Origin of the sequence: Caballeronia insecticola, from assembly GCF_000402035.1 — a bacterium.
Lineage (GTDB): Bacteria > Pseudomonadota > Gammaproteobacteria > Burkholderiales > Burkholderiaceae > Caballeronia > Caballeronia insecticola.
The window spans coordinates 1,246,707-1,265,772 of record NC_021289.1; the positions used below are offsets into that span (position 1 = coordinate 1,246,707).

Consider the following 19,066-nt stretch of genomic DNA (forward strand, 5'->3'; position numbering starts at 1 on the left):
CACTAAGGCGCGGCGCGTCTCACGACGCCCCGAAGCGAAACCCCTTCGTCCGCGCCTTCGTCACGAGTTGAACCGGCGTCTCCATATACGGCGACAAATCCCGTTCGCGCCGTTTTTCGAGCAGCGCCTTCACCGCGACATCGACACCGAACACCGCTTGCCGCGCGCCGAATTGCTCGACGGTCGCGAGCAGACGGCCATCGTCGAGCATCGGTTGCACGGCGTCGATGTTGTTGTAGCCCGTCACGAGCACGCGGCCCTGCTTTCCGGCGATGCGCACGGCATCGATCGCGCCCATCGCGATGTTGTCGTTCGCGCACATCAGGCCGCGTATCGCCGGATGCGCGTAAAGCATTTGCAGCGCGATCGCCTTGCCGCTCGCCACCGTCCAGTCGGCGCCGTCCGCCGCGGCGATGCGCAGGTTCGCGGCGTTTGTCGCGTCCCTGAACCCGAGCGTGCGCTGCTGGGCATTGCGGTCGTTGGCCGGCCCTTCGATGATGCCGACCTCGTCGCCCGCCTGCAGCTTCGACGCGAGATACGCGCCGACGAGTTTCGCGCCGCGCCGGCTGTCCGGCCCGACGAACGGAATCGGGACGTTCGCCGCTTCCTGCGCGCGCTCGTCGAACGGATTGTCGATCGCGATCACGATAATGCCCGCCGCGATCGCCTTCGACGCCACCGGCAGCAGCGCCTGCGAATCCGCCGGCGCAATGACAATCGCGTTGGTCTTCGCCTCGATCAGCGACTCGACGATATGGATCTGCCCGGCGACGTCGTTATCGGCGAGCGTGCCGTGCGTCGTGAGATCGAGCTGCGATGCGTAATGCCGCTGGTAGTTGCGCGCGCCATCGATCATCGACACGACGAACGGATCGTCCAGCGCCTTCATGACGAGTGCCACTGTCGCCTTGTTGTCCAATGCCGCTGCGCCAGCCCCGCGCACGCGTGCAAAACCGCACGCGCTGAGGGCGCACGCGGCAAGCAAACGGCGGCGGGCAAGGCTCGTCATTGAATTTTGAGACAGATGGAATCGCCTCATTGTAGACGCAGCGGACGCCCGATCCCGCCTGAACGTATTGCTTTAGTTCGGCTTTAGCTTGCTTTCAGCGCCGCCTCGACGAGCGCGACCACTCCGCTTAAAGGCTTCATAAACCCGGCGTCGAGCCCGTGACGCGCGCGCAGATAATCGGGTGCGTTGTAGGAAAGCCAGGCGCGGCCATCGGCGTCTTCCCAGGCGAGCACCTTGAGCGGCAGATCGAGCGCGGCGGTGGGCACGGCCTGCATCAGCGGCGTGCCGGCCTGCGGATTGCCGAACACGAGCAACTGGCTCGGCGGCATCGCGAGTCCGGCGCGCGCGGCGTCGCCGCTGAAGTCGATGCGCGCGAACAGAGTCAACCCGCGCGCGCGGATCAGCGCTTCGAGCTTGTCGGCGGTCGCCAGTGCGCCTTGCGTGCTCGCGACCGTGACGACGCCGTTATCGTGCGTGCCTTCTTTCGAATCGGCGGACATGATGCCTCCGGTTATCGATCACCCGTGCGCTTGCCCCACGCGAGCGCGACGAACGCGGTGCACAGCGCTTCCATGCCGAGCGCGTCTTCATCGCCGAAACGGCCGGGCGACGGGCTGTCCACATCCCAGACGCCGATCAGCCTGCCGTCGCCCGCGACCAGCGGCACGACGATCTCCGAGCGCGACGCCGAATCGCAGGCGATATGGCCGGGGAACGCATCGACATCGGGCACGACCTGCGTGCGCCGGTCGCGCGCCGCCGTGCCGCACACGCCGCGCCCGAGCGCGATGCGCACGCACGCGGGCTTGCCCTGAAACGGTCCGACGACGAGTTCGTTGCCGTCGAAAAGATAGAAGCCCGCCCAGTTCAGATCGGGCAGCGTGTGATACACGAGCGCCGAAAAATTCGCCGCATTGGCGATGAAATCCGTCTCGTCGCCGATGAGCGAGCGCGTCTGCTGGAGCAACTCGTCGTACTGGGCGGCCTTGGTGGCGTGCGTCGCCGAAGAAATCGAAAACATGATGGTGAGAATGAGCGCGCGCCGCTGACGCCGCGCGCAAGGTGAAAAAGTGTCGCCGACGATAGCACAACGACCCATGCCCCGCTCAGCGCCGCGCCGCCCGTCGAAAGCTCGTTTAGCACTGGCCGAAAACCCGCCGAAAAGCACCGTCGTGCAGCTTGGCACTGGGGATTGCATCGCCTAGTGTGAAAGCGCACCGGGCGCATCTGTTCTCATCGAACGCTTAAAAATCGGCTCCGGGATTTCCCTCCTTTACTTCGAGGCGCCAACGATCTTAAATAAATCAACTTGATTTAATTAATGGCCGCGACTCGATGGCCGTCCGGAGACAGCGTGTTGAAATCCTTAAGCGGCAGAGGAAGCAACTCCGCGAGCGTGCGCCGCTACAACGAGCGCCTGCTCCTGCAGGCGTTGCGCCGCACCGAACCGGCGTCCAAGGCCGACCTCGCGCGTCATGCGAATCTGACGAGCACGGCGGTCGGCACCATCATCGAGTCGCTGGGAAAAGCGGGTCTGATCGAATACAGCGGACGCAGGCTCGACGGCCAGCGCGGCCAGCCCGCCTCGTTGATCCGGCTCGATCCGCGCGGCGCGTTCGGGATCGGCGTGCGGCTGGACCGCACCGGCATCGAGACGGTGCTCGTCAATTTTGCCGGCGACGTGCTCGCCCGCAGCGCGCTCGATACCGTGCTGCCGGAACCGTCGGCGGTGCTGCAAATCGTCCAGCGCGATATCCACAAGATGCTCGGCCTGCTGTCCGAAGCCGAGCGCGAGCGGTTGACGGGCGTTGGCATCGCGCAGCCGTTCAATCTCGGCAGTTGGCTGCGCGAACTGGCGCTGCCCGCCGAAACCTTCCGCGCGTGGGACCAAACCGATTTCGCCGACGAACTCAGCCGCGCGCTCTCGCTGCCGGTCTTCAGCGAAAACGACGGCAACGCCGCCGCGACCGCCGAACTCTTCTACGGCCACGGCCGCCGCTGCGACGACTTCGTCTATCTGTTTCTCGGCTCGGCAATCGGCGGCGGCATCGCGATCAACGGCGACTGTCTGCGCGGCACCTCGGGCAATGCGGGCGATATCGGCGTGATTCCGGTGCCGCCGAGCCGCCTGCCTTCCGCGCCGCAGCCGTCGGGACCGTGGGACATCCTGCTGTCGCGCGCGTCGCTCAATGCGCTCGTGCGGCATCTGAACTACTGCGGCGCGGCGGCGGATAACCGCGTCGACTTGCAGGCGTGCATCGAGAGCCGCCTGCCCGCCGTCGACGAATGGATCGACGACTGCATCGAGGCGCTCGCGCCCGCTCTGCGCGCGACGCTCTGCGTACTCGATGTACCGATGGTCGTGATCGACTCCGACATCGACGGCGGTCTGCTCGACAAGCTCGTCAAGCGCCTCGCCGCGACGCTCGCCGCCAACGCGCCCGAAGCGCGCGGCACGCCGACGCTCGTGCGCGGCACCTTCGGCCCGGATGCGGGCGCAATCGGCGCGGCCACGCTGCCGATGTTCTTCAACTTTTCACCACGCGCGGCGGGCCTTCGCCACGCGGGGACGAAAACCCAAGAGGTCAACCATGCCGCATGACTCCGCTCCGTCCGCTTCCACTGCCTCGCCGCGCCCGCCTCTATTGGAAATGCGCGGCATCAGCAAGACCTTTCCCGGCGTGCGCGCGCTGAACGACGTGCGCTTGTCCGTCTATCCCGGCGAAGTGCATTCGCTGATGGGCGAGAACGGCGCGGGCAAGTCCACGCTGATGAAGATTCTCTCCGGCGCCTACCAGGCCGATGCCGGCGGCCAGATTCTGGTCGACGGCCAGCCCGTCATCATCAACGGGCCGCTTGCCGCGCGTTCGCTGGGCGTCGCGGTGATCTATCAGGAGCTGAGTCTCGCGCCGAATCTTTCCGTCGCGGAAAACATCTACGCGGGACGCGAGCTGCGGCGCGGCAGACTGGTCGACCGCGCCGGCATGGAGCGCGGCTGCGAGGACGTGTTGAAGCGCCTCGGCGCCGCGTTCAAGCCGCATACGCTCGTCGGCGATCTGTCGATTGCAGAGCGGCAACTCGTCGAGATCGCGCGCGCCGTGCATGCCCATGCGCGCATCCTCGTGATGGACGAACCGACCACGCCGCTGTCCTCACGCGAAACCGACCGCCTGTTCGAACTCGTGCGCACGCTGCGCGCGGAAGGCATCGCGATCATCTACATCAGTCACCGGATGGCGGAGATCTACGAGCTGTCCGACCGCGTCTCCGTGCTGCGCGATGGCGCCTACGTCGGCACGTTGATGCGCGACGAACTCTCCGCCGACAGCCTCGTCAAGATGATGGTCGGCCGCGATATCTCCGGCTTCTACAAGAAGCAACACGCGGCCTACGATCCGGGCAACGTGGTGCTGTCCGTGCGCGATATCGCCGATAACAACCGCGTGCGCGGCTGCAGCCTCGATCTGCACGCGGGCGAAGTGCTCGGCATCGCGGGGCTGGTCGGCGCGGGACGCACGGAACTCGCGCGCCTGATCTTCGGCGCGGAATCGGCGACGCGCGGCGAAGTGTCGATGCACGGCAAGACGCTCAAGCTGCGCACGCCGCGCGACGCGATCGATGCCGGTCTCGTCTATCTCACCGAAGACCGCAAGGGCCAGGGCCTGTTCCTCGACATGAGCGTGCGCGACAACATCAACATCACGATCGCCGGGCGCGACGCGAAGGTGGGCGTCATGGACCTGCCGCGCGGCAATACGCGCGCGAAAGACGCGATCGCGGCGCTCACTATCCGCGTGCCGAACATGCGCGTGAACGTGGGCGCGCTGTCGGGCGGCAATCAGCAGAAAGTGCTGCTCTCGCGCCTGCTCGAAACCAAACCCGAAGTACTGATTCTCGACGAACCGACGCGCGGCGTGGACATCGGCGCGAAGTCGGAGATTTATCGAATCATCAACGATCTCGCGCGTACGGGCGTGGGGATCATCGTGATCTCGAGCGAGCTGCCGGAAGTGATCGGCGTGGCGGATCGCGTGCTCGTGATGCGCGAAGGCGAAATTGCGGGCGAACTCGGCGGCCATTCGGGCAAGCCGATTTCGCAGGAAGGAATCATCGAGCTCGCGACGGGCTCGAAGGTCGCGCTGGATCAGGCGGCTTGATACACGGCCTGATACACGAACGATATATCTGGAGAGAGACATGGCTGACACGACGAAACACCACGACACGGGCGCCGCGCCCGCCGCCAAGGCCGAAAGCACGACGCAACGGCAAAGCCGGATCGAGCGCAAGGAGCGCATGCAGGTTTTGATGCGCACGGCGGGCATGCTGCCCGTGCTGATTCTGCTGTGCATCGGCTTCGGCGTCGGCACGGACGGGTTCTTCAGCTTGCAGAATCTGTCGATCGTGGCGCAGCAGGCATCGATCAACATCGTGCTCGCGGCCGGCATGACCTTCGTGATTTTGACGGGCGGCATCGACTTGTCGGTCGGCTCGGTGCTTTCGGCTGCGGCGGTCACTGCGTTGCTCGCATCGAATATTCCGGGTCTGGGATGGCTCGGCATTCCCGCCGCGCTCGCGGTCGGTCTCGGCTTCGGCGTCGTGAACGGCCTGTTGATCGCGCTGCTCAAGCTGCCGCCGTTCATCGTGACGCTCGGCTCGCTCACCGCCGTGCGCGGCATCGCGCGCCTGATCGGCAACGACACGACCATCTTCAATCCGCAGCTCTCGTTCGCGTTCATCGGCAACGACACGCTGTTCGGCGTACCGTGGCTCGTGATCATCGCGATTGCGGTGGTTATCGTGTCGTGGTTCATTCTGCGGCGCACGGTGCTCGGCCTGCGCATCTACTCGGTCGGCGGCAATCCGGAAGCGGCGCGTCTGTCGGGCATCAAGGTCTGGGGCATCCAGCTTTTCGTCTACGCCATTTCCGGGTTGCTCGCGGGTCTCGGCGCCGTGATGTCCGCCGCGCGGCTCTATGCGGCCAACGGTTTGCAGCTCGGCCAGTCGTATGAACTCGATGCGATCGCCGCGGTGATTCTCGGCGGCACGAGCTTCGTCGGCGGCGTGGGGTCGATCGTCGGCACGCTGGTCGGCGCGCTGATCATTGCGGTGCTGACCAACGGTCTCGTGCTGCTCGGCGTGTCGGATATCTGGCAGTACATCATCAAGGGCCTCGTGATCATCGGCGCGGTGGCACTCGATCGATATCGTCAGCGCGGCTCGGCCCGCACCTGATTCTGCTATCCGGGCGCATTCGGGTCCGCGTGCGCCCACCCTCGAAAAAAGGACCCACTGGAGACAACAACATGCGCAAACACAATAAGCTTTTTGCCAGCGTCGCACTCGCTCTCGGTTTCAGCCTGTCGCTGTCCGCTCACGCCGCCGACAAGCAGTTGAAGTCCGTCGGCATCACGGTCGGCTCGCTCGGCAATCCGTATTTCGTGACGATCGCGCGGGGCGCGGAAGCGAAAGCCAAGGCGATCAACCCGAACGCCAAGGTGCAGGCGGTGTCGTCGGACTACGACATGAACAAGCAGTTCACGCAGATCGACAACTTCATCTCGGCGCACGTCGACATCATTCTGCTCAACGCCGTCGATCCGAAGGCGATCGAGCCGGCGGTGAAAAAGGCGCAGAAAGCGGGGATCATCGTGATCGCGGTGGACGTCGCGGCCGCCGGCGCCGATGCCACCGTGCAGACCAACAACGTGCAGGCGGGCGAGCTCGCGTGCGATTTCTTGGCGAAGAAGCTGAACGGCAAGGGTAACGTGGTGATCGAGAACGGGCCGCAGGTGTCGGCGGTGATCGACCGCGTGAAGGGCTGCAAGGCCGAACTCGCGAAGAATCCGGGCATCAAGGTGCTGTCCGACGATCAGGACGCGAAAGGCTCGCGCGAAGGCGGCATGAACGCGATGCAGGGTTATCTCACGCGCTTCCCGAAACTCGACGGCGTGTTCGCGATCAACGATCCGCAGGCGATCGGCACGGACCTCGCGGCGAAGCAGTTGCATCGCGGGAATATCGTGATTACGTCGGTGGACGGCGCGCCGGATATCGAAAGCGCGCTCAAGTCCGACACGATGATTCAGGCATCGGCGAGCCAGGACCCGTGGTCGATGGCGCAGCAGGCGGTGAGCGTCGGCTACGACATGATGAACGGCAAGAAGCCGTCCAACACGATGATCCTTATGCCGTCGACGCTTGTGACGCGTGAGAACGTGGGCAGTTATAAGGGGTGGTCGTCGCCGCGTTGAGGAGGATTATCGGATCGGCAGGACGCGCAGCGCGCTCGGCTTGCCGGGCGTGCTTGACCGATCCACCACAACGAGACGCTTTCTCGCGACATCCACCGCGACGCCGCGCGGCGCGTCGAGATCGGCGGCGATGACAGTCGGACGGCCGCGCGTCGAGATGCTGCACACGGCGTGCGCGCCGCATTTCGTATAGAGCGTGCCGTCGGGCGATGCGGCCATCAGATCGGGCGCATCGACGGTCGCGAACACGTCGCTTGCGGCAAGCGGCGCGTTCGCGGCGCGCGCCGCCTGCAGATCCACCTTGTAGATGCGGTTCGCGGCCTGATCGCTGATGTAGAGCGTGTCGCCGACCGTCGCGAGACCGACCGGCTTGCCCAATCCGGTCACGATATCCCGCTCCGTCACTTGCCCCGGCGCAGTGCCGCGCGTGATTACGCTTACGCCGCCCGCGGCCGGCGCGCTGCCCTCTTTCGCAAACCAGCTCGACAGGAATGTGCCGCCATCGATCACGAGGAGGCCCAGACGCCTGCGCGCGGCATGCGTGTCGGCGGCGAGCAAGACTTGCCCGCTCGGCGCGACATCGAACACCGCGCTCGCCGAGCCGAAGCCGAAGCGCTCGACGAGCAAATGCCCGTTCGGCGCGAACGCAATCTGGCTCAGGCCCGCGCGCTCGCCCTCGGCTGCCGGAATGCGCGCGTACGGCGAGAACGCGGGTGCATCGTCGTCGCCGATATGCGATGTCGTCACGATGCCGTTCGTGCGATCGTCGGTCACGAACACCGCGCCGTCCGAATCGCGCACCGCGACACCGTTCGGCGTGCCCGCGAACGGCACGCTCAGCGGCACTTTCAGCGCGGTCGAAACCGGCGCGACGGAGCCGCACGCCGCGAGGAACATCGTCATGGCGAACGCCGCCGTCAGCCGTCGCTTCATGCGCATCTCCCGTCGATTAAGCGTTGCAACATATCCGCCATGCCGCAAGGGCCATGGCGTTGGAGCGGAGGTCGTAATATAGTCGCAGATATAACGCATTTCGTGCCTTTACGGTCATCGCCATGGAACTTGCGCATTCGATTCCCGTTCGCAGCGCCTTGCTTGACGGACCTGTCGTCGAGATCGGCGGCGCGGTCGAACGGCCGCTCACGCTCGATCTTGCCGCATTGCGCGAATTCGCGCGCGCGAGCATCGAGCCGTTCGATCTCGTGTGTTTTTCGACGGGACGCTATATCCGTCCGATGGGCAGCTATCGAGGCGTACAAGTGCGCGTGCTGCTCGACGCCGCCGGCGTGCGCCGCCCCGGCAACACGGATTTCAAGCGCACCGTGTTTCTTGCGCAAGCGCACGACGGCTACGCCGTGACGTTTTCGTGGCACGAGCTGTTCAATACGGCGATCGGCGCGCAGGTGATCGTGGCGTACGAGTGCGAGGATCGCGAACTGGGCGTGGAAGACGGGCTGCCGGTGCTCGTCTCCGGCGCGGACACGGTGCACGCGCCGCGTCACATGAAGCGCCTCGTTCGCGTCGATGCACACATTCTCGGACAGCCACATCGATGAACGCGTCCGCGCGTGTGCTGCTCGCCCACGCTGCCGATCCCGCCGCTCCCGCTCTAGATACCATGCTGTTCGCGCGGCTCGTCGGGGCACGCATGGAATCGCATGATCTGCATTGGCTCGGCCTCGACGGCGCCGAACTGGCCGCGCTGACGCACCGGCATTTTCCCGGCGCGACGCTCGGGCCGGTGCCGGTCGCGCTCGTTCCGGATGCACATCGGGTGTTCGTGCGTGCGCTGCACGGACTTCTGATGTGGCACGACCGAACGGCCACGCGGCATCGCGAAGATGCGCATTGTCTCGCGACGATCATCGCCGCGGCGTCGCTGCGGCCCGATCATCTGTGGCGCGATCTTGGTCTCGCCGGCCGCGACGACGTCACCGAGATGCTCACGCGTCACTATCCCGAACTCGTGGCGCGCAACGTCGCGAATCTGCGCTGGAAGAAGTTTCTCGCGCAGGAAGTCGCGCACGCGCAAGGCGTCGCGCCGACCTGCGCGCCGGGCTGTCCCGGCTGCGAGGATTACGCGTTTTGCTATCCGGACAACCGATAAGATCGACGCGCTTCGCCTGAAACGTTCGTCCGATTTCGTTCGTGTATTCTCTCGGGCATGGCGACGACCCTCAAATCCAAGGACAGCGCAAAGGACACGAACACGGCGAATCAGCCGGCCGACGTGCGCTTTCGCATGCGCATCATGAAAGGCGAGACTATCGCGCTCGGTCCGGGCAAGGTCGCGCTGCTCGAAGCGGTGCGCGAACACGGCTCGATCTCGGCGGCGGCGCGCAGCCTCGATATGTCGTATCGGCGCGCGTGGCTGCTCATCGACGAAACCAATCGCTCGCTCAAGTCGCCCGCAACCGTCTCCGAACAGGGCGGACAAAGCGGCGGCGGCTGCGTGCTGACTGAAGTCGGCGAGAGCATCGTCCAGCTTTATCGCGATATCGAAGCGCAGGCCGAAGCCGCTTGCGCCGGGCAGATCGCATCGCTTACCAAGCTGCTCAAACCTTAATCAAGCCTTATCCCTTATCCGTGACGCAGGCAGAACGCCGACGGCGGCGGTGAACCCGCGCGCGCGGTCTGTGCGCTCGCGGTAAGACGCGCGACGAATTCCACGAAACTCGCCACGCTCGCGGTGCGCAGCGGCGCATATTCGACGCCGTGCCGCTCGCAGACGCGCTTCAGCGTGTTCATCGAATCGTGATCGATGCAATCGACGGGGAACAGCACGACATCCGCGTTCGGCAACGCCGCGGCCAGCAGGCCCTTGCGATCCTCGACGCCGCCGTCGTGCACGATCAGCTCGCCGCCCGCCGCTTCCGCCAGCGACTTCAGCACCGCATTCGAATTCGGCCGCCCGCCGACATACACGATCCGCTTGCCGCTCAGCCATGCCACGGCGCGGCGGCGCGCATCGGGCTGCGTGTTGGACTGAGCGTTGAACTGAGCGTTGTACTGAGCGGCGGCATCGAGCGTCGCGCGTTCCAGCGCCGCGCATTCCGCCTGCACGATCTTCAACAGCGCCTGCGCGTCGCCGAGTTGATTGCGCAGCGCGCGCGTCCGTTCTCCGTCTTGCTGCGCGCGCTGCTCGGCGGCTTCTCGACGGCTCGTGTGCAGCGCGAGACGACGCTCGCCGTCGTCGATCTTGTCGCGCAGACGCTCGACTTCGGCCGCAAGCTGCGCAGTCGATAAATCCGGCTTGCGCTCCGCGAGCGCGGCAAGCTGAAGCGCGTGCTCGTTTGCTTGCCTCAGGGAAGCATCGCGCTCGGCGCTCAGTTCGAGCAGGCGCGCTTGTTGCCGTTCGAGCTTGTCCCGGAGTGCCTGATTGTCCGCTTCGAGCGCGACGAGCCGGCGAATGTCCGCGCGATTCGCCGCGCCGACCAGATGCGACAGCATATGCAGTTCGCCGAACGCCGACTGACGCACTTCGATGCTCGCGTGCGGATGCGACATCACGGCCCAGTAAGCAGGCGGGATATCGCCGGATTTGAGCGCGTCGTTCCATAGATCGAGCAGCGCTTCGCTATCGCGCGCGGCCTCGAAACGGCGGATCGCGCCCGAGTAACGCTCGTCGAGCGCCTTGTTGAGCGCCTTCGCGCCCGCGCCGCCCGCGATCGCCAGTTCGACCGCCGCGTGGTGAATCTCCAGATCGCTCGCGTGATAGCGGTCGAGATCGGTGAACTTCGGCACGAGCTTGCGCAACTCGCCCGTGCTCAGACATGTGCCGATGATCGAGCAATGCAGATGCGAATCGAGTTCGGCCAGGCGCGCTCGACGTCGCGACGTGCGCAAGTCGGCCTCGGTCGGCTGGCAGCAGGCGTCGCGATGCCCGAGAGCATTCGTGCGCGCAAGTTGAAACGGCGGGGTCTGCATGATCACCTCGTGCTCGATCGGCTGGGCCGGAAGGCGCGCGGGTTGCGTTCTCGCGCCGGGGTCTGGTCGTTCGATTTCCGTCTCGCAATATACCACCGAATATAACGATGACGGCAACACGCGCCGATGCGTGAGCCGGCTCCCGCGCGCGCGCCACGGACAGAGCGTATCCTACGACTTCGGCGCGGCGGACCGGCCGCTTGAGCCTCGCCCCGACGCCCGCTTTCGATATGACGTTTCCGTTCGCCGGACACTCCCATCGCTAAAAACGCTCACAAGGAGAATCTGAATGGCCAGGGTTGAAGTCAAGGTTCCGCAGCTTTCCGAGTCCGTCACCGAAGCGACGATGTTGCCGTGGAAGAAGAAAGCGGGCGACGCGGTGGCGCAAGACGAAATCCTCGTCGAACTGGAAACGGACAAGGTCGTGCTCGAAGTGCCCGCGCCCGGCGCCGGCACGCTGGCGGAAGTGGTGAAGAAGGAAGGCGATATCGTCCATGCGGGCGAAGTGATCGCGATCATCGACACCGAGGCGAAGGCAGCCGCTCAGGCGCCCGCGCCTGCTGCTGCGACTGCTGCGCCTGCTGCTGAAAAGCCCGCCGCCCAGCCCGCAACGGCACCCGCCGCCGCTTCAACTCCCGCTCCCGCTCCCGCCACCGCGTCAGCCGAAAAAGCCGACTTCGATGTGATCGTGATCGGCTCCGGCCCCGGCGGCTATATCGCCGCGATCCGTGCCGCGCAACTCGGCAGGAAGGTCGCGTGCGTCGAGGAATGGATCAACCCGGCCGGCAAGCCGAAACTCGGCGGCACGTGTCTGAATGTCGGCTGTATTCCGTCGAAGGCGCTGCTCGCGTCGTCGGAGAAATTCGAAAGCGCCAAGCTGCATTTTGTCGATCACGGCATCGGCATGGACAATCTTTCGGTCGATATCGGCAAGATGGTCGGGCGCAAGGAAGCGATCGTCGAGAAGATCACGGGCGGCGTCGAATTTCTGTTTCGCAAGAACAAGATCACCTGGCTCAAGGGTCACGGCAAGCTCACGGGCAAGGCCGGCGGCAATTTCAAGATCGACGTGAGCGGCGACGGCAAGACCGAAAGCCACACCGCGCAACACGTGATCATCGCGACGGGCTCGAAAGCGCGGCATCTGCCGAACGTGCCGGTCGACAACAGAATCGTCTCCGACAACGAAGGCGCGCTCGCTTTCGATGCCGTACCGAAGAAGCTCGCCGTGATCGGCGCCGGCGTGATCGGGCTGGAGTTGGGTTCGGTGTGGCGCAGGCTCGGCGCGGAAGTGACGATCCTCGAAGCGCTGCCCGAATTCCTCGGCACGACCGACGCCGCGCTGCAAAAGGAAGCCGCGAAGCTCTTCAAGAAACAGGGTTTGACGATCCATCTCGGCGTGAAAATCGACGGCGTGAAGACCACGGATTCGAGCGTTTCGATTTCCTATAAGGACAAGGACGGCAACGCGCAGACGCTGGACGCGGACCGCCTGATCGTGTCGATCGGCCGCGTGCCGAACACGGACGATCTCGGGCTCGATTCCATCGGCCTGGCAGCGGACGAGCGCGGCTTCATTCCCGTCGACGGTCATTGCGCGACAAAAGTCCCGAACGTCTATGCGATCGGCGATGTCGTGCGCGGCCCGATGCTCGCGCACAAGGCGGAGGACGAAGGCGTGCTGGTGGCGGAAATCATCGACGGGCAGAAGCCGCACATCGACTACAACTGCATTCCGTGGGTGATCTACACGCACCCGGAAATCGCGTGGGTCGGGCAGACGGAGCAGGCACTGAAGGCCGAAGGCCGCGAGATCAAGGCCGGCCAGTTTCCGATGCTCGCGAACGGCCGCGCGATGGGCATGGGCGAGACGGACGGCTTCATCAAGGTAATCGCCGACGCGAAAACCGACGAGATTCTCGGCGTGCACATCATCTCGGCGAACGCGTCGGATCTGATCGCGGAAGCCGTGGTCGCGATGGAGTTCAAGGCGGCGTCGGAGGATATCGGGCGGATTTGCCATCCGCATCCGTCGCTTTCGGAAGTGATGCGGGAGGCGGCGCTTGCCGTGGACAAGCGCGCGTTGAATATTTAAACCCGCCTCGGCATCCACACCCGCAATAGCGAGTAAAGCCGGTCGATGTCGATCGGCTTCGCCAGATAATCGCTCGCGCCCGCCGCGAGACATTGTTCCTGATCGTCCTTCATCGCCTTCGCCGTGATCGCGATGACCGGCAGCTTGCGAAAGCGCGCGTCCTCGCGGATGCGCCGCGTCGCTTCGAGTCCGTCCATGCCGGGCATCATCACGTCCATCAGCACGATGTCGATGTCCGGATTCTTGTCGAGCGTTTCGATCGCCTCGAAGCCGTTGCGGCCGATCTCCACCTTCAGCCCCTGATGCTCCAGCGCACTCGATAGCGAGAAGATGTTGCGGATGTCGTCATCGACAAGCAGCACGCGGCGGCCGTCGAGCACGCGGTCGCGGGCGCGCGAAACGTGCAGCATCGCCTGACGGTCGGCGGACAAATCGGTCTCGACCTTGTGCAGAAACAGCGTCACTTCATCGAGCAGACGCTCCGGCGAGCGCGCGCCCTTGATGATGATCGACTGCGAGTAACGCATCAGTTCCGCTTCCTCTTCATGCGTGAGCGTGCGGCCCGTGTAGACGATCACCGGCGGAAACGAATAGGTGTCGATGCCGGCCATCCGGCGCAACAGGTCGCCGCCCTGCATGTCGGGCAGCTTCAGGTCGATGATCATGCAATCGAAGATCGTCGTCTTCAGCAATTCGAGCGCGTCGCGGCCAAACTCGACCGGCGTGATCTCCACGTCCGTGTCGCTGATCAGCTCGACGATGCTCTGACGCTGGCGCGCGTCGTCTTCCACCAGCAGCACGCGCTTGATCTTCTGGCTGCTCTTTTCTTCGAGACGCTGGAAGATCGACATCAGTTGCTCGCGCGTGGTCGGCTTGACCGCGTAGCCGATCGCGCCCAGATGCAGTGCTGCGTCGCTGCGGTCCGACGCCGACACGACATGCACTGGAATGTGCCGCGTCTTCGGGTTCGCCTTCAGTTCCTGCAGCAGCACGAGCCCTGAGCGGTCCGGCAGGCCGATATCGAGCAGGATCGCGTTCGGCGCGCGTTCTTGCGCGAGCTTTTGCGCCTCGCTCGCCGTGCCGCTCACGATGCAGCGATAGTTCAGCTCGTGCGCCTGATCGAGCAGCACTTGCGCGAAGGCCGGTTCGTCTTCGATCACGAGCACGAGGCGGCGGCCGGTCGTGGTGTCGTCGCGATCGTCGTCGATCACGTGGATGACTTCGATCTTTTCCGCCGGCTTTTCATCTACGACGATCGGTGCTGACGCCTCGATGTTCGCCGCAGGCAACGCGGCCAACGACGATTCCGGATCGTAGACGGCGGGCATCGTCAGCGTGAAGGTACTGCCCGCGCCCTGCGTGCTGCGCAGCGCGATCTCGCCGCCGAGCAGATGCGCGAGGCTGCGCGAGATCGACAAGCCGAGACCCGTGCCGCCGTAGTGACGGCTCGTGGTGCCGTCGGCTTGCTGGAACGCCTCGAAGATCGCGGCCTGCTGGTCCGGCGCGATGCCGATGCCCGTATCGGTCACGACGAACTGCACCGCGCCCTCGCCCGCGCATTTGAGCGTGAGCGTGACCGCACCCGCATCCGTGAACTTGACCGCGTTCGACAGCAGGTTCTTCAGGATCTGTTCGAGCCGACGGAAATCGGTCGTGAGACTCGGGTATTCGTCGATCTCGTTGCGGATATCGAGGCGGAGCTTTTTCTGTCGCGCGAGCGGCTCGAACGTGCGCGCGAGCGAATCCATGATCCGCTGCAAGGGCACGTCCTCGATATGCAGATCGAGCTTGCCCGCTTCGACCTTCGAAAGATCGAGGATGTCGTTGATCAGGTTGAGCAGGTCGTTGCCCGCCGAATAGATGGTCTGCGCGTACTTGACCTGATCGACCGTGAGATTGCCGTGCTTGTTTTCGGACAGCAGCTTCGCGAGGATCAACGAGCTGTTCAGCGGCGTGCGCAACTCGTGCGACATGTTCGCCAGAAACTCCGACTTGTAGCGGCTCGCGCGCTGCAACGCATCTGCGCGCTGTTCGAGTTCGCCCTGCGCGCTGTTGAGCGCGGCGTTGCGCTCGTCGAGCACACGCGCCTGTTCGGCGAGCTGGTCGTTCGTCTGTTCGAGTTCCGACTTCTGATTCGCGAGATAAGCCTGCGCCTGCGAGAGCGCCGTGGTCTGCTGCTCCAGTTCCTCGTTGGTCGTGCGCAGTTCTTCCTGCTGCATCTGCAACTCTTCGTTCAGTTGCTGCGTCTCGTCGAGCACACGTTGCAGGCGCTCGCGATACTGCGCCGCCTCGACGAAATCGCCGATATTGCCCGACACCGCGCTCAAAAACTGCTGATCGCGGTCTGTGAGCGTGTGCATGGCGCCGAGTTCGATCGCGCCGTTCGTCTGGCCTTCGTTTTCGATCGGCACGATGACGAGACTTGCGGGCGCGCTTGCGCCGAGCGCGGACGTCACCTTCCAATAGTCCGACGGCACGGCGTTCACGCTCGTCAGCTTGCGCGCATGCACCGCCTGCCCGACGAGGCTCTTCACGCCCGCGAGCGAATCCGGAACGGTCGCGCCCGCCGGATCGAAGCCGAAGCTCGCGGTGCGCTTCAATGCGCCATCGGTGTCGCGCACGTAGAACGCGCCGAGCGAAACCTTCAGGTAATCGGAGAGGAAATCGAGGATGGTCTGGCACAGCTGATCAAGCGATTGCCGGCCGATCACGCGCTCGGCGAGTTGCGTCTGCCCTTCGCGCAGCCACGCCTGCTCCTGCAGCGCGCGCGTCTGCCGTTCCTGTTCGTCAATCGCGGCGCCAAATGCGCCGGACAGGCCCATCAACTCGCGACGGCCGAACACGGCGAGCGTCACCGAAAGCGTGAGACTCAGGACCAGAAACACCACGACGATGATGGTCGTCAGCCGCGTCGCCGATTCCACGCGCTCGAGCCGCAGCGTCTGCTCGATGTTGAGGAACGCGGCCAGTTCGCGCTCGGTTTCGGCGCGCTCCGGTCCACCGCGGCCCGCGCGCACGAGCTCGGCGGCATCATGACCGTTGCGGCGCGCATCCAGCAGATTGTCGGCGACCTTGTCCCATTGCGCCTGCAGCGCACGGATGCGGATCAGGCGATCCACTTGCGGCGCGTTGTCCTTGACGAGTTCGGCGAGCGTGTCGATATCGGCGGAGAGCTTCGGCTTCGCGGTATCGAAGGGCGCGAGGAAGGCTTCGTCGCCGGTGATCAGGAAGCCGCGAATCGCGCTTTCCTTCTCGCTGACGAGCCGCCCGATCTCCTGCGCGTTGCCGATTACGCGCTCCGAATGCTCGACCCAGTTGATTCCCGAAAGCAGATACAGCACGAGCGCGACGAACGCGACCGCCGTGACGACGCCCGTGCCGAGCGGCAGCGCGATGTTGCGAAAGAGAATGCGACGAAAGCTGGCCTCGTCGACACCGGACTGCAAGGGCATAGACAGCTCCGAATAAGCGTGAGAAGTGCGCGCCGGGCCGGGTCTCGATTGAGCCCGCGCAAAGGCGCAGTCCCGCTGGTTTGTGATTATTTTTTGCGATGCAGCCGGTGCGCATCATAACCGCTTTGCCCACGCACGGCGGACGTCGGATGTGCTCGCGAAGGGTAGCACTGTATCGCTTTACGGCACGGACGTTCAGATACTTTCGCTCCGCTGAACGAATGCGCGCTGCGCCTTACAATGGACGCGCGGCACGCATGCCGCGCCGGCCACGAGGAATGCGTCATCGGCCGGGAAGTGATTGCTGGTTGCTTGTAACCGACCTCGGCGGCCGGTCTCGGCCGCACGACATTCAACTGATCTGTGGAGAGGATATGAAAGCAACGCTTGGCAAGAGACTCGCAGTTTCCTTGATGGTGACGGCATTCGGCGCGTCTGTTGCGCCATTGGCGAATGCACAGGACAGCGCGGGCGCAACCGCCAACGGCACGACACAAGCCGCACCCACGAGCAAGGCCGAAAAGAAGGCGGCGCAGAAGGCCGAGCGCAAGCAGGCGCGCGCGAAGAAGAACGCCGAACTCAAGAAGCTCGAGGCAGCGGGCTACGATCCGGCAAAGCGTGACGACGCCACTTATCCGCAGGACATCCAGAACGCGCAGAAGAAAGCCGGCATCGGGCAAGGCGCGAGCAAGTAGGCTTTTTGCGTGACGCCGCTTCGGTTGCTTCGGTTGCTTTGGTCGATCGAAGCGGCGATGCCGTCTTTATCCGCGCGCGGTCGCGCGCTCCGGCACGCACGTGAACGAAACGGTGGACGTCTGCTCTTCCAGCGAGCGCACGCCGCTCGTCGCTTCCGACCTGACCGCGGCACGCTGCGAGCGCTGCTTGCAATAGTCGTTGGCGGCGTCCATCGCGGCATTGCGCGCGGTGACCCACGACATGCGTGTGCCGGTCGCCTTGCCGGTTACGGTGAAGGTGTCCGGCTGTGCGCCGACGGTGACATCGCTCGTCGTGCCGCATGCGGCGAGCAGGAACGACAACGCAATCGCGCCAAGCGCGCGTCGCGTCGAAAGTATTGATCTGAGGGAATCGAACATACGCTTCTGAACCGTGAATTTCGAGATACGGCCCGAATAGTACAAGCGCCTGAGAAATTTTTCACGGACGGCAGGGAAGGCGCCGTGCCATCGGGTTCCGGAAAGCGGTCGCGCAGCGTTGGCCGCGCGCCTTTTCACGATTGACCGCTCAGGCTTTCGACTGTTCCCGCGTTTGCGTTTGCGTTTGCATCACGACTGGGCGATGCGTTCCAGCAGACGCTGCAGGCGCGAATGCTGGCAAGGCGCGAGGCCGGGCGTGGCGAGCGCCTGCACGACGCGGCCGCGCCAATACGTCTTCGAAAAGAGCGAATTCGCGCCTTCGAGGCTCAGCACCTGTTCGAGATGCTCGATGGCCGAGTCGAGGTGGCCGATGCTGTATTGAGGTGCTGCTGCGTGATAGTGGATCATCGCGCGATACGCCGGGAAGCGGATGGGTCGAATGAGAAAACAGCGCGCGCCGGGCGCGCGCCGTTCGACGGCATCAGCTCATGTGCTGGCCGCCGTTGATGGCGATGTTCGAGCCGGTCACGAAGCCCGCGTCTTCCGAACACAGGAACGCGACGAGCGCCGCGACTTCTTCAGGCCTGCCGAGACGGCCGGCCGGAATCTGCGGAATGATCTTCGTGTCGAGAATTTCCTGCGGAATCGCGGTCACCATCTTGGTCGCGAGATAGCCCGGCGAGATCGTGTTGACGGTCACGCCCTTCTTCGCCACTTCGAGCGCGAGCGACTTCGTGAAGCCGTGCATGCCCGCCTTCGCGGCGGCATAGTTCGTCTGACCGATCTGCCCTTTCGAACCGTTCACCGACGAAATATTGATGATGCGGCCCCAGCCGCGCGACACCATTTCTTCGCACACCGGCTTCGTCATGTTGAAGACCGAATCGAGATTGGTGCGCAGCACGTCGTCCCAATTGACCTTGGTCATCTTCTTGAAGGTCGTGTCTTTCGTGATGCCCGCATTGTTCACGAGGATGTCGATCGGGCCGACTTCGGCCTGGATCTTCGCCACGCAGTGCTGCGCGGAATCGTAATCGGCGACATCAACCGGGTACGCGCGAAAGTTGCGGCCCTGGCGGTCCATGCTCGCGAGCCACTCGCTCACCGTTGCGTTGCCCGGGGAATGCGTCACGACAACCGCAAATCCTGCGTCGTGAAGCTTGATGCTGATGGCTTCGCCTAGGCCGCCCATGCCGCCCGTCACCACTGCGATTCGCTTAGTCATACTGATGCTC

18 protein-coding genes and 1 pseudogene are annotated in these 19,066 nt (G+C 64.5%); 10 read left to right on the forward strand and 9 right to left on the reverse strand.

What is annotated here, in order from left to right:
- Positions 1-19: 19 nt before the first annotated feature.
- The 3 genes from BRPE64_RS30370 to BRPE64_RS30380 form a co-directional block, all read right to left on the reverse strand.
- A complete protein-coding gene (locus BRPE64_RS30370) occupies positions 20-1,009 on the reverse strand; it encodes a substrate-binding domain-containing protein (RefSeq protein ID WP_044043635.1) in 990 nt (329 codons plus the stop codon).
- A gap of 83 nt (positions 1,010-1,092) precedes the next feature.
- Complete coding sequence (locus BRPE64_RS30375; RefSeq protein WP_016348845.1) at positions 1,093-1,509, reverse strand: DUF302 domain-containing protein; 417 nt, start codon at positions 1,507-1,509, stop codon at positions 1,093-1,095.
- Positions 1,510-1,520: 11 nt separating this feature from the next.
- Complete coding sequence (locus tag BRPE64_RS30380) at positions 1,521-2,030, reverse strand: GAF domain-containing protein (RefSeq protein ID WP_044043956.1); 510 nt, start codon at positions 2,028-2,030, stop codon at positions 1,521-1,523.
- 336 nt (positions 2,031-2,366) lie between these two features.
- Between BRPE64_RS30380 and BRPE64_RS30385 the strand changes: the two genes are divergently transcribed.
- The 4 genes from BRPE64_RS30385 (at position 2,367) to BRPE64_RS30400 (ending at position 7,263) form a co-directional block, all read left to right on the forward strand.
- Entirely contained in the window at positions 2,367-3,611 is a 1,245-nt protein-coding gene (locus BRPE64_RS30385) for an ROK family transcriptional regulator (protein ID WP_232519360.1), read from the forward strand.
- Entirely contained in the window at positions 3,601-5,166 is a 1,566-nt protein-coding gene (locus tag BRPE64_RS30390) for a sugar ABC transporter ATP-binding protein (protein WP_084675889.1), read from the forward strand. Before BRPE64_RS30385 ends, BRPE64_RS30390 begins: the two co-directional genes overlap by 11 nt.
- Before the next feature lie 40 nt (positions 5,167-5,206).
- Positions 5,207-6,244: an ABC transporter permease subunit gene (locus BRPE64_RS30395; protein WP_016348849.1), complete on the forward strand. Its 1,038-nt coding sequence runs from the start codon at positions 5,207-5,209 to the stop codon at positions 6,242-6,244.
- Positions 6,245-6,315: 71 nt separating this feature from the next.
- Positions 6,316-7,263, forward strand: a complete 948-nt coding sequence (locus BRPE64_RS30400) for an ABC transporter substrate-binding protein (protein ID WP_016348850.1) — start codon at positions 6,316-6,318, stop codon at positions 7,261-7,263.
- A 6-nt stretch (positions 7,264-7,269) separates the two neighbouring features.
- Here BRPE64_RS30400 and BRPE64_RS30405 read toward each other — a convergent pair whose 3' ends face one another.
- A complete protein-coding gene (locus BRPE64_RS30405; protein ID WP_144063566.1) occupies positions 7,270-8,196 on the reverse strand; it encodes an NHL repeat-containing protein in 927 nt (308 codons plus the stop codon).
- Positions 8,197-8,318: 122 nt separating this feature from the next.
- On the opposite strand from BRPE64_RS30405, the gene BRPE64_RS30410 reads away from it, so the two are divergent.
- Genes BRPE64_RS30410 through BRPE64_RS30420 form a run of 3 tightly spaced genes read left to right on the forward strand, consistent with a single transcriptional unit; the run spans position 8,319 to position 9,829 of the window.
- Entirely contained in the window at positions 8,319-8,819 is a 501-nt protein-coding gene (locus BRPE64_RS30410; protein ID WP_016348852.1) for a molybdopterin-dependent oxidoreductase, read from the forward strand.
- On the forward strand, positions 8,816-9,370 hold the full coding sequence (locus tag BRPE64_RS30415; protein ID WP_044043637.1) for a nitrogen fixation protein NifQ: 555 nt from the start codon (positions 8,816-8,818) through the stop codon (positions 9,368-9,370). The genes BRPE64_RS30410 and BRPE64_RS30415 overlap by 4 nt, the downstream gene beginning before the upstream one ends.
- A gap of 57 nt (positions 9,371-9,427) precedes the next feature.
- Entirely contained in the window at positions 9,428-9,829 is a 402-nt protein-coding gene (locus tag BRPE64_RS30420; protein ID WP_016348854.1) for a winged helix-turn-helix domain-containing protein, read from the forward strand.
- A 14-nt stretch (positions 9,830-9,843) separates the two neighbouring features.
- Here BRPE64_RS30420 and BRPE64_RS30425 read toward each other — a convergent pair whose 3' ends face one another.
- Positions 9,844-11,190, reverse strand: coding sequence for a DUF2325 domain-containing protein (locus BRPE64_RS30425; RefSeq protein WP_044043638.1), 1,347 nt, complete (start codon positions 11,188-11,190; stop codon positions 9,844-9,846).
- Positions 11,191-11,479: 289 nt separating this feature from the next.
- Here BRPE64_RS30425 and BRPE64_RS33970 point away from each other — a divergent pair.
- Positions 11,480-11,698, forward strand: a pseudogene (locus BRPE64_RS33970) (biotin/lipoyl-containing protein); the annotation flags it as partial.
- Between the two features lie 174 nt (positions 11,699-11,872).
- Positions 11,873-13,285, forward strand: coding sequence for a dihydrolipoyl dehydrogenase (gene lpdA / locus BRPE64_RS30430; RefSeq protein WP_044043962.1), 1,413 nt, complete (start codon positions 11,873-11,875; stop codon positions 13,283-13,285).
- Here the strand turns inward: lpdA and BRPE64_RS30435 are convergent.
- A complete protein-coding gene (locus tag BRPE64_RS30435) occupies positions 13,282-16,737 on the reverse strand; it encodes a response regulator (RefSeq protein WP_016348857.1) in 3,456 nt (1,151 codons plus the stop codon). The two genes, lpdA and BRPE64_RS30435, sit on opposite strands and share 4 nt — an antisense overlap.
- Before the next feature lie 374 nt (positions 16,738-17,111).
- Between BRPE64_RS30435 and BRPE64_RS30440 the strand changes: the two genes are divergently transcribed.
- On the forward strand, positions 17,112-17,432 hold the full coding sequence (locus BRPE64_RS30440) for a hypothetical protein (protein ID WP_016348858.1): 321 nt from the start codon (positions 17,112-17,114) through the stop codon (positions 17,430-17,432).
- 66 nt (positions 17,433-17,498) lie between these two features.
- Here BRPE64_RS30440 and BRPE64_RS30445 read toward each other — a convergent pair whose 3' ends face one another.
- The 3 genes from BRPE64_RS30445 to phbB all read right to left on the reverse strand — a co-directional run bounded on the left by BRPE64_RS30445 (position 17,499) and on the right by phbB (position 19,056).
- Positions 17,499-17,831 carry a hypothetical protein gene (locus BRPE64_RS30445; protein ID WP_051180576.1) on the reverse strand — a complete coding sequence of 111 codons (333 nt, stop codon included), beginning with the start codon at positions 17,829-17,831 and terminating at the stop codon, positions 17,499-17,501.
- Between the two features lie 189 nt (positions 17,832-18,020).
- Positions 18,021-18,239 carry a hypothetical protein gene (locus BRPE64_RS30450; RefSeq protein WP_016348860.1) on the reverse strand — a complete coding sequence of 73 codons (219 nt, stop codon included), beginning with the start codon at positions 18,237-18,239 and terminating at the stop codon, positions 18,021-18,023.
- Positions 18,240-18,312: 73 nt separating this feature from the next.
- Positions 18,313-19,056, reverse strand: coding sequence for an acetoacetyl-CoA reductase (phbB, locus tag BRPE64_RS30455; RefSeq protein ID WP_044043641.1), 744 nt, complete (start codon positions 19,054-19,056; stop codon positions 18,313-18,315).
- Positions 19,057-19,066 lie beyond the last annotated feature (10 nt).

Bases quoted from the DNA above. Each gene is read 5' to 3' on its own strand.
- BRPE64_RS30370 (WP_044043635.1), bottom strand. From the start codon at position 1,009: ATGACGAGCCTTGCCCGCCGCCGTTTGCTTGCCGCGTGCGCCCTCAGC.
- BRPE64_RS30375 (WP_016348845.1), bottom strand. From the start codon at position 1,509: ATGTCCGCCGATTCGAAAGAAGGCACGCACGATAACGGCGTCGTCACG.
- BRPE64_RS30380 (WP_044043956.1), bottom strand. From the start codon at position 2,030: ATGTTTTCGATTTCTTCGGCGACGCACGCCACCAAGGCCGCCCAGTAC.
- BRPE64_RS30390 (WP_084675889.1), top strand. From the start codon at position 3,601: ATGCCGCATGACTCCGCTCCGTCCGCTTCCACTGCCTCGCCGCGCCCG.
- BRPE64_RS30395 (WP_016348849.1), top strand. From the start codon at position 5,207: ATGGCTGACACGACGAAACACCACGACACGGGCGCCGCGCCCGCCGCC.
- BRPE64_RS30400 (WP_016348850.1), top strand. From the start codon at position 6,316: ATGCGCAAACACAATAAGCTTTTTGCCAGCGTCGCACTCGCTCTCGGT.
- BRPE64_RS30405 (WP_144063566.1), bottom strand. From the start codon at position 8,196: ATGAAGCGACGGCTGACGGCGGCGTTCGCCATGACGATGTTCCTCGCG.
- BRPE64_RS30410 (WP_016348852.1), top strand. From the start codon at position 8,319: ATGGAACTTGCGCATTCGATTCCCGTTCGCAGCGCCTTGCTTGACGGA.
- BRPE64_RS30415 (WP_044043637.1), top strand. From the start codon at position 8,816: ATGAACGCGTCCGCGCGTGTGCTGCTCGCCCACGCTGCCGATCCCGCC.
- BRPE64_RS30420 (WP_016348854.1), top strand. From the start codon at position 9,428: ATGGCGACGACCCTCAAATCCAAGGACAGCGCAAAGGACACGAACACG.
- BRPE64_RS30425 (WP_044043638.1), bottom strand. From the start codon at position 11,190: ATGCAGACCCCGCCGTTTCAACTTGCGCGCACGAATGCTCTCGGGCAT.
- BRPE64_RS30435 (WP_016348857.1), bottom strand. From the start codon at position 16,737: ATGCCCTTGCAGTCCGGTGTCGACGAGGCCAGCTTTCGTCGCATTCTC.
- BRPE64_RS30440 (WP_016348858.1), top strand. From the start codon at position 17,112: ATGAAAGCAACGCTTGGCAAGAGACTCGCAGTTTCCTTGATGGTGACG.
- BRPE64_RS30445 (WP_051180576.1), bottom strand. From the start codon at position 17,831: ATGTTCGATTCCCTCAGATCAATACTTTCGACGCGACGCGCGCTTGGC.
- BRPE64_RS30450 (WP_016348860.1), bottom strand. From the start codon at position 18,239: ATGATCCACTATCACGCAGCAGCACCTCAATACAGCATCGGCCACCTC.
- phbB (WP_044043641.1), bottom strand. From the start codon at position 19,056: ATGACTAAGCGAATCGCAGTGGTGACGGGCGGCATGGGCGGCCTAGGC.